An 8,969-nucleotide genomic window follows, 5' to 3' on the forward strand; every position below is an offset into this window, starting at 1 on the left:
TTTCAACAGTTTCGACGCGATCACCATCCACGCCATTGCGGGCGGACAGGCGCGGCGATAACAGTCGGCTGCAGAAGATCATATCGCGGTATGGATTTAAATATACGGATGGAAGGAAATATCGCGTGTCACGCTCACAACGGCTTCTCGATCTGTTGCAGATCCTGCGCTCCCACCGCATGCCGGTCAGCGGCACGGCCCTTGCCGCGCAAACCGGCGTCAGCCTGCGCACGCTCTACCGCGATATAGCGACGCTTCAGGCGCAGGGCGCGGATATCGAAGGCGAGGCGGGCGTAGGTTATGTGCTGCGCCCCGGTTTCCTGTTGCCGCCGCTGATGTTTTCGCAGCAGGAAATCGAGGCGCTGGTACTCGGCTCGCGCTGGGTGGCGGGCCGTGCCGATGCCGGGCTGGCGGAGGCCGCCCGCGCCGCCCTCGTCAAGATCGGCGCCGTGCTTCCCGATACCCTGCGCGAGGAACTCGATCATTCCACCCTGCTGGTCGGTCCGGGCCAGGGCCTTGCCGCCATCCATGTCGATCTGGCCGCCATTCGCGATACGATCCGTAAGGAAAGCAGGGTCGTCATCACCTATCGCGATGAAAAGGGCGAGGTGACGGAACGGGTGATCTGGCCCTTCGCACTCGCCTTTTTCGATCTGGTGCGGGTGGTGCTGGGCTGGTGCGAGACACGGCAGGACTACCGCAGTTTCCGGGCCGACCGCATCGAAGATTTCCGCCCTCTCGACAGCCGTTATCCGCGCCGACGCCAGGCGCTGCTGAAAGAATGGCGCGAAAGGGAAAAACAGCGGCGGCATCATGCTGACAAAAACTGACAGCAGCAGGGTCTAGACATCGTTCATCCGCAACACAGGAGAACAGCCATGACCCACCCCGATTTCACCATCCTTTACGTCGACAACCCGCCGGCCAGCACCGAATTTTACAAGGCCCTGCTGGGTGCGGAGCCGGTCGAAGTCTCGCCGACATTCTCGCTATTCGTGCTTCAGAACGGCATGAAGCTCGGCCTCTGGTCGCGGCACACCGTGGAGCCGAAAGCATCCGTTACGGGCGGCGGCGGCGAGCTTGCCTTCCGCGTTGAAAACGATGCGCGGGTGGACGAAATTTTTGCGGATTGGCAGGCGAAGGGCATCGACATGCTGCAGCAGCCGGCAGGCATGGAATTCGGCTACACCTTTACCGCCGCCGACCCCGACAATCATCGTCTCCGGGTCTATGCTTTCGCGGGCTGAAGTTACTTCTTCACCGCCACCACAAAAAGGCGGGGAAAGCGCAGAAGCAGGCGGCCGTCCGCCATCGGCGGATAGGCTGCCTTGATGCGCCGCGTATAGTCAGTGAGGAAGGCTTCGCGGTTTTCCTCGCCGGCGGCGGTGAGATAGGGGCGCAGCCCCGTGCCCTTGACCCATTCGACGATGCTTTCCGCATCCTTCATCGGATGATTATAGATGGTGTGCCACACATCCACCCGCGCGGATTTTGGCGTCAGCGCGTCGAAATAGTCCGAAGGCGCGGGCAGGGGTTTGCGGCGCAGCCTGCCATCTGAGAACGCATCCTTCCAGGAACCGTTCGCTCCGGTCTCCTCCATGGCGCGATGCGTCGGCTCCTGCAGATTGTCGGGCATCTGCACGGCCAGAACGCCGCCGCTTTCCAGCTGGTCCATCAGTTGCGAAAGAACGGTGAGATGATCCGGCACCCATTGGAACACGGCATTGGCGTAAAGCAGGTCTGCCTTCTGCGCCGGCTTCCACTGGGAAAGATCGGCCTTGCCGAAGCGCGTGGTCGGCAGCCGGTCCGCCGCCTTTTCCAGCATGTCGTCATCGCTGTCTATACCGGTAATGACATTGACGCCGTAACGGTCGGTCAGAAGTTCGGTGGAATTGCCGGGGCCGCAGCCGAGGTCATAGCCATTCAGCACCCGCTCCAGCGGTACCTGCGCCAGAAGATCCCGCGCGGGACGCGTCCGCTCGTCTTCGAATTTCAGATATTGTTGGGCGGACCATGCCATGATTTTCCTCCTGCAAAATGCCGTCAGATCGCCAGCATCGCATGGGGCAAATCGCGCCGCCATCGTCCGATGCATGAATTATTGTGATGAACCTATTCATCAACCTTTTGTTTCGCCTCATAAAACGTGCTCACCGGGCCATCACTTTGTTATTTTCCATCAAAATCAGAAATCGCTGCAATTAAAACTTGACCTCGTCCAGGGAGAGGCATTCACTCCGGCCGATTTCCAGCACATGCCCCGTTGAGAGCGCGCAGCGCTCTTCATCCGGCAATGCATCAGAACAAAAAAGACGGAGCGTTTTTACCGAACGAAAACGCTCGAGACAGGAGACCATCATGAGCGTCGATACCGCCCCCCGATCAACCACCTGGACCTATGTTGACGGTCAATGGCTGCCCGGCAATCCGCCGCTCATCGGGCCGACCTCGCATGCCATGTGGCTGGCTTCCACGGTGTTCGACGGTGCGCGCTGGTTCGATGGTGTGGCGCCCGATCTCGATCTGCACTGCCAGCGTATCAATCGCTCCGCCGTCAATATGGGTATGAAGCCGACCATGACGGCCGAGGAGATCGAGTCCCTGGCGCTCGAAGGCGTCAAGAAATTCGACGGCAAGATGGCGATCTACATCAAGCCGATGTACTGGGCCGAACACGGCATGCCCGGCAGCGTCGTGGCGCCCGATGCCGGTTCCACCCGGTTTGCGCTTTGCCTTTTCGAAGCGCCGATGGACGCCGGCAAGCCGCTGACGCTCACCGTTTCGCCGCTGCGCCGCCCTTCGCCGGAAACCGCCATGACCGACGCCAAGGCCGGCAGCCTTTATCCCAATAGCGGCCGCGCCATTCTGGAAGCACGCTCGCGCGGTTTCGACAATGCCCTGATGCGCGACATGAACGGCAATGTCGCCGAATCCGCCTCCGCCAACATCTTCATGGTCAAGGACGGCGTCGTCCTTACCCCGGTTCCGAACCGCACCTTCCTTGCCGGCATCACCCGTTCGCGCGTGATCGGTCTTCTTCGCCAGGCCGGTTTCGACGTGCGGGAAGCGACGCTTTCGGTCGAGGATTTCCGCGAGGCCGATGAAATCTTCTGCTCCGGCAATTATTCCAAGGTTTCGCCCGTCGTGAAGCTCGATGATCGTGAATTGCAGGCAGGCCCCGTCGCCCGCAAGGCGCTCGATCTCTATATGGACTGGGCGCGTCTCGGCGCGGACGTTTAAGGTCGGGTAAAACCCATAGTTTCAAGAGGCCGCGGCAGGCTCATCCCTGCCGCGGCCTTTTGTTTTGAACCGCATTATTTCCCATAAAAATTCAGGGGGAATTTAATCCAATTTTAGAGGACCACAGGCTAGCTTGCGGCATTATCGATCCGGGCTAGTGGGGGCCGCCAAATGTCTTTCAGCATACGCAATATACTTGTGGGATTTTTTCTGCTCATCGGCATCGCGCTGGCGGGCTTCGTGGGCAACGGCATGTTGCAGTCCGTGCAGCATGCCCGCAGCTTTTCGCAGGTGGCGCAGCTCGTTTCGCTGGACAGGCTGCTTTTCAACGCCTTGCTGAACTTTCGCAGTGAACGCGGCAACAGCGCCTCGGCGCTGACGGTCGATCCGGCGAAGACGGCCAATACCATCGCCAGCGTGCAGGCGTCGCGCCAGAAGGTGGACGCCGCCATGGGCGCCTTTCTCGAACAGGCCGCCGCACTCGATCAGGCTGGCCTCAAGGCCCCGCTTGCCCGCGTGAAGGATATCTACACGCAATTCCTGGAGCTGCGCAAAAAGGTTGACGCAAACGTCACCCTGCCGCTCGACCGCCGTGAAAACGGGCTGGACAAGACCGTGCTGGCGCTCGGTCAGGATTTCCTGACGGCGCTCGAAGCTGGCTCTACGGCGGTGGAAGGTGAGGTTCGCTCGCTCGACCAGAGCCTCACCGGCCTCATCCAGTTGCGGTCCTATGGCTGGTCGGCGCGTGCGCTCGGCGGCAGCGCCACCGTTGTCATCAATGCAGTCGTGGCCCAGCAGCGGCCGCTGACCCCGCAGGAAACCCAGCAGCTTGGCAATTTCGATGCCGGCGCGGCCTTTGCCTGGAAAGCCACCGGCGACCTCGTCGCGCATGAATCGACGCCGCAGGCGCTGAAAGATATCTATGCGGTTGCCGACAGGACCTATTTCAAGGGTGATTTCGTCGCGCAGCGCGCAAAGCTGATCGACGATCTGAACAACGGCCGCACGCCTGCCTTCACCATCGATACATGGCGCAATACGGTCACCGCGAACCTCGATACGGTCGCGAAAATCGCCTCCGAAGCGATGGATGTTCTCAACGTCAATGCCGAAAAGGCCAGACAGGACGCCTTTATCGGCGCGATGATCTATCTCGCTGCGTTCATCCTCACACTTGGCGTCTGCATTCTCTGCCTTGCCGTCATCGTCGGCCGCGTCACCCGTCCCATCAGCCGCCTGACAAAGGCGATGATGGAATTGTCCACCGGCAACCTGACCATCGATGTGCCCGGCGCAAAACGCGGCGACGAGATCGGCGAGATGGCCCGCGCCGTGGAAATCTTCCGCGAAGCGGCCATCCGCAACCGGCAGCTTGAGGACGAAGCCATCGGTAACCGCGAGCAGGCCGAGCGTGACCGTATCGAGCTGCAACAGCGCGCCGAGGCCGAGGCCGAAGAGCGTCTCAATCAGGCCACGGGGTCGCTGGCTGGCGGTCTTCGCCGGCTTGCCTCCGGTGATATGGTCTGCGAGATCGCCACGCCGTTTGCGCCGCAATTCGAGACGCTGCGGCACGATTTCAACAGCTCCGTGCATCAGCTGCGCGAAGCGCTCACCAGCGTTGGCCAGTCCGTGCAGACCGTGAACGGCGGCGCCCACGAGGTGTCCTCCGCATCCGACGATCTTTCACGCCGCACCGAACAGCAGGCCGCTTCCCTGGAGGAAACCGCCGCGGCGCTGGAAGAGATCACCGCCAATGTTTCCGCCACCTCCAAACGGGCGAGCGATGCGCGCGACACGGTGCGTGAGGCAAGGACAAAGGCCGATCTTTCCGGCAAGGTGGTGCGCGATGCCGTCGCCGCCATGGAGCGCATCGAACATTCCTCGCGCCAGATCGGCCAGATCATCGGCGTCATCGACGAAATCGCCTTCCAGACCAACCTTCTGGCGCTGAATGCCGGCGTCGAGGCGGCGCGGGCGGGCGATGCGGGCAAGGGCTTCGCCGTCGTCGCACAGGAAGTGCGCGAACTGGCGCAGCGCTCCGCCAATGCCGCCAAGGAAATCAAGCAACTCATCACCGCGTCAGCCGTTGCGGTGGGTGAAGGCGTGAAACTGGTGGCCGATACCGGCGTCGGCCTTTCCGAGATCGAGCAGCTGGTGCTTTCCGTCAACACCCATATGGACGCCATCGCCACGGCGGCGCAGGAGCAGTCGGCAGGCCTTTCCGAGGTCAATACGGCCGTCAACCACATGGATCAGGCCACGCAGCAGAATGCCGCCATGGTGGAGGAAATGAATGCGGCCGGTGCGGGTCTTGCACAGGAATGCACGAACCTTCACGCCCTGCTTGCGCAATTCCAGCTCGGCCAGCAAAGCTCGGCATTGCGGGAGACGGCACGGCATATGCAGCGCGCCGCAAGCCCGGTCCACGCGCCCGCCGCACCGGTCGCACCGGCGCGGAAGGCTCGCCCCGTTGCTGCACGCGGCAATGCGGCGCTGGCCGTGAAGGGGGATGAGTGGACGGAGTTTTGAGAACGAACCTCGTGGACTGAACGTATGTGGTGGAGGCTTGATTATGCGCTCCGTCACCCCGGACTTGATCCGGGGTCCAGCGCGATCAAGTCCTTGATCGCGAAAGACTCTCTTCACGGCGCAGACGCGCCGTGGCTGGATGCCGGATCAAGTCCGGCATGACGGAGGAGAGAGTACGGGGCCTTTTCGTCAACAAGTCGAGGCCTGCCCTCGCAACCGGGGCGGGCCTCATCATTTCCGCACATCCGGCAGCGCAGCGGCAAGCGCCCGCAGCGGCGCGGTCATATGTTTGTCGCGTCGCATCGCCAGCGCGATCCGCCGTTCAAGCGGCGGTTCGAGCGAGCGCCATTCGAGCCCGGATGCGGCACCTTCATGCTCCATCGCCATGCGCGGCACGATGGCAAGGCCAAGGCCCGCACCTGCGAGCTTCTTGATCGCCTCGACGCTGCCCAGTTCCATGGCGGGCTGCACGGTGCGGCCGCTCGCCGAAAACCATTGATCCACCAGCCGGCGCGTATTGCCGCCCTCGTAAAGCAGCAGCGGCCGCGCTGAAAGCGTCTCGGCGTTGAGCGCCGTTGTGTCAGAAACGGAGCCTTGCGGGAAAACCGCGACCAGCTCGTCGAGATGGATATCGCTGATATCGAGGCTGCGGCCGCTGGCGGGCAGGGCCACCACCGCCGCATCGATGGTATTGGCCTCCAGAAGCCGGAGGATATCGTGGGTATTGCCGGTCTGCACGACGATCTCGATGCCGGGCATGGCCTGCCGGATTTTGCCCAGCACCGGCGGCAGCAGATAGATACAGGCGGTGGCGCCCGTGCCGATGCGCAGGCGTCCCGTTACCCCGCTGCGATGCGGCGCAACGGTATCGATGGCATGCGCCACTTCTTCCGCAATCCGCCTTGCATGGATGAGAAAATCGCGCCCCGCCGCCGTCGGCTGCGCGCGCCTGCCGACCCTTTCGATCAGCCGCACGCCGAGCTGTTTTTCAAGCAGCCTTATATGCAGGCTGATGGCCGGCTGCGTCAGCCCCGCCTTGTCGGCGGCGGCGGAAAAACTGCCAAAATCGGCCACATCCATAAAGCTGCGAAGCTGCCGCAGATCGAGGTCCATCATCAAAGAAAACCTTATCGTTTGTATAAGATAGATAATCTTTATTTTGGCTGCGCCGCAATGCACAATGAGGGCGTGAATGATCCGCAGGACAAGAGAATGACCCTTTCCACCGTTTCCAGCCTTACCATCCGCCCTTGCGAAGAGGCGGATATTCCAGCCATCGCCGAAATCTACCGGGACGCCGTGCTGCACGGCCGCGCGAGCTTCGAGATCGATCCGCCGAGCGCGGAGATGATGCTCGAGCGCCGCCGCCTTCTGGTGGAGGGCAATTACCCCTATCTCGTCGCCGAATGCGATGGAAAGATAGCCGGATATGCCTATGCCGGCGCCTATCGCCCGCGCCCGGCCTATGGCGCGGCGGTGGAGAATTCCGTTTATATCGATCCGGGTATGAAGGGCATGGGCATCGGCCGCAAGCTGCTCGATGCGTTGATCGAGGCGGCGACGGCACGCGGCTTCCGGCAGATGATCGCCGTCATCGGCGATTCGGCCAATGCCGCCTCGATCGGCGTGCACCGCGCCGCCGGTTTCGAACATGTCGGCACCTTCAAATCCATCGGCTGGAAACATGGCCAATGGCTGGATACGGTGCTGATGCAGCGTGCGCTGGGCGAGGGCGACACCACACCGCGCTTTTGAACGGTCAGGGCTTGGTGGAGCCGGGTATTTCCACCTTCAGCGTATCGCCGGAAAGCTCGCTGCCCAGCTCCACGGCCTTGGTCTTCTTGTCATAGACGCAGATATGGCTGACGGTCGCATCCGCGCCCCCACTCTTCCCGGCGAGTTTGGCCTTGCCGGTAAGAATTGCGAGGCCGTAATTCTCGCTGCCGACCGGATCGACCACGGCCTTCGCGTCCTCGATCATGTCCTTGGCGCCGGCAAGGCAGGCCGTCTGCACATCCGCCACGAACTCCTTCCAGGCGTCATCCGACGATGCGGCGGCGGGTAGAGTAAGCGACGAGAAGGCCGCAAGGAGGAGGATGGTGCGGGGGATCGGACGGGTCATGGAATTTCCTTCCTGCAATCTCGGCAAAAGCGAACCGATAGGGTGGAAAACGGTACGCCAGGGTTGTGAAACAAATGTGGTGGCGGCCGCGCGGGGAGGAATTTTCTCTTTTGTCGGAACATTTTGATATTTCGCAGGTTGCCCAAACAGAGGTTCGCTCCTATGGTCCGCTCACACGGTTTCTAGGAGCGGTAACCCGCTGCAAAAAGGAGTAAAAACCATGGCCTTCGAACTTCCCGAACTCCCCTACGACTACGACGCGCTTGCACCCTACATGTCGCGCGAGACGCTCGAGTTCCATCACGACAAGCACCACAAGGCATATGTCGACAACGGCAACAAGCTGGCGGCCGAAGCAGGTCTTTCCGACCTGTCGCTCGAAGAAGTCGTGAAGAAGTCCTTTGGCACCAATGCCGGTCTCTTCAACAATGCGGCCCAGCATTACAACCACGTCCATTTCTGGAAGTGGATGAAGAAGGGCGGCGGCGGCAATAAGCTGCCGGGCAAGCTCGAGCAGGCATTCGCCTCCGATCTCGGCGGTTACGACAAGTTCAAGGCCGATTTCATCGCTGCCGGCACCACGCAGTTCGGCTCCGGCTGGGCATGGCTCTCCGTCAAGAACGGCAAGCTTGAAATCTCCAAGACCCCGAACGGCGAAAACCCGCTGGTTCACGGTGCCGATCCCATCCTCGGTGTCGACGTCTGGGAACACTCCTACTACATCGACTACCGCAACCTGCGTCCGAAGTACCTCGAAGCCTTCGTCGATAACCTCATCAACTGGGACTACGTCCTGGAGCGTTACGAAGCCGCCGCCAAGTAAGGCTTGCGGAATGCGTGGTTGCTGATCGAAGCAGCCTCCTCCCGCGCGACGTCATCCTCGGCCTTGTGCCGAGGATCTGCTCCGTCTCTCAAAACGCGACGTGGCAGATGCTCGGGACAGGCCCGAGCATGACGACAGTGGAAATATCCACTTGAGACGCCCGGCTTCAAGCCGGGTGTTTTGCATTTGTGATATGGCGATACGGCCTGTCGGATTGTATTGTCACAAGCCTGTCATCCGCCGGGTTTATCGCGG

General features: G+C 61.5%; 9 protein-coding genes. 6 read left to right on the top strand and 3 right to left on the bottom strand.

Features of this window, described 5'->3' with window-relative positions; all coding sequences use genetic code 11:
* Positions 1-125: 125 nt before the first annotated feature.
* Entirely contained in the window at positions 126-830 is a 705-nt protein-coding gene (locus AGR7B_RS04085; protein ID WP_080856078.1) for a helix-turn-helix transcriptional regulator, read from the top strand.
* A gap of 48 nt (positions 831-878) precedes the next feature.
* Complete coding sequence (locus AGR7B_RS04090) at positions 879-1,247, top strand: VOC family protein (RefSeq protein WP_080856079.1); 369 nt, start codon at positions 879-881, stop codon at positions 1,245-1,247.
* Positions 1,248-1,249: 2 nt separating this feature from the next.
* On the opposite strand, the gene tam is transcribed toward AGR7B_RS04090, so the two are convergent.
* Positions 1,250-2,020, bottom strand: coding sequence for a trans-aconitate 2-methyltransferase (gene tam, locus AGR7B_RS04095; RefSeq protein WP_080856080.1), 771 nt, complete (start codon positions 2,018-2,020; stop codon positions 1,250-1,252).
* Between the two features lie 338 nt (positions 2,021-2,358).
* On the opposite strand from tam, the gene AGR7B_RS04100 reads away from it, so the two are divergent.
* Together AGR7B_RS04100 and AGR7B_RS04105 are read left to right on the top strand one after the other, a co-directional pair.
* Positions 2,359-3,240 carry a branched-chain amino acid aminotransferase gene (locus AGR7B_RS04100; protein ID WP_080856081.1) on the top strand — a complete coding sequence of 294 codons (882 nt, stop codon included), beginning with the start codon at positions 2,359-2,361 and terminating at the stop codon, positions 3,238-3,240.
* 171 nt (positions 3,241-3,411) lie between these two features.
* The gene (locus AGR7B_RS04105; protein WP_080856082.1) at positions 3,412-5,769 is read left to right on the top strand and encodes a methyl-accepting chemotaxis protein; all 2,358 of its coding nucleotides are present in this window, start codon (positions 3,412-3,414) and stop codon (positions 5,767-5,769) included.
* A 231-nt stretch (positions 5,770-6,000) separates the two neighbouring features.
* Here the strand turns inward: AGR7B_RS04105 and AGR7B_RS04110 are convergent, their stop codons facing one another.
* Positions 6,001-6,885, bottom strand: coding sequence for a LysR family transcriptional regulator (locus AGR7B_RS04110; protein WP_080856083.1), 885 nt, complete (start codon positions 6,883-6,885; stop codon positions 6,001-6,003).
* Between the two features lie 96 nt (positions 6,886-6,981).
* Here AGR7B_RS04110 and AGR7B_RS04115 point away from each other — a divergent pair, with 96 nt between their 5' ends.
* Positions 6,982-7,524: a GNAT family N-acetyltransferase gene (locus tag AGR7B_RS04115; protein WP_059754120.1), complete on the top strand. Its 543-nt coding sequence runs from the start codon at positions 6,982-6,984 to the stop codon at positions 7,522-7,524.
* A 4-nt stretch (positions 7,525-7,528) separates the two neighbouring features.
* On the opposite strand, the gene AGR7B_RS04120 is transcribed toward AGR7B_RS04115, so the two are convergent.
* Positions 7,529-7,891, bottom strand: a complete 363-nt coding sequence (locus AGR7B_RS04120) for a hypothetical protein (protein WP_078051094.1) — start codon at positions 7,889-7,891, stop codon at positions 7,529-7,531.
* A 220-nt stretch (positions 7,892-8,111) separates the two neighbouring features.
* On the opposite strand from AGR7B_RS04120, the gene AGR7B_RS04125 reads away from it, so the two are divergent.
* Positions 8,112-8,714 (top strand): superoxide dismutase, encoded by a 603-nt coding sequence (locus AGR7B_RS04125; RefSeq protein WP_003522258.1) that lies wholly within the window; start codon positions 8,112-8,114, stop codon positions 8,712-8,714.
* Positions 8,715-8,969 lie beyond the last annotated feature (255 nt).

Origin of the sequence: Agrobacterium deltaense RV3 (genome assembly GCF_900013505.1) — a bacterium.
GTDB classification, from domain to species: domain Bacteria; phylum Pseudomonadota; class Alphaproteobacteria; order Rhizobiales; family Rhizobiaceae; genus Agrobacterium; species Agrobacterium leguminum.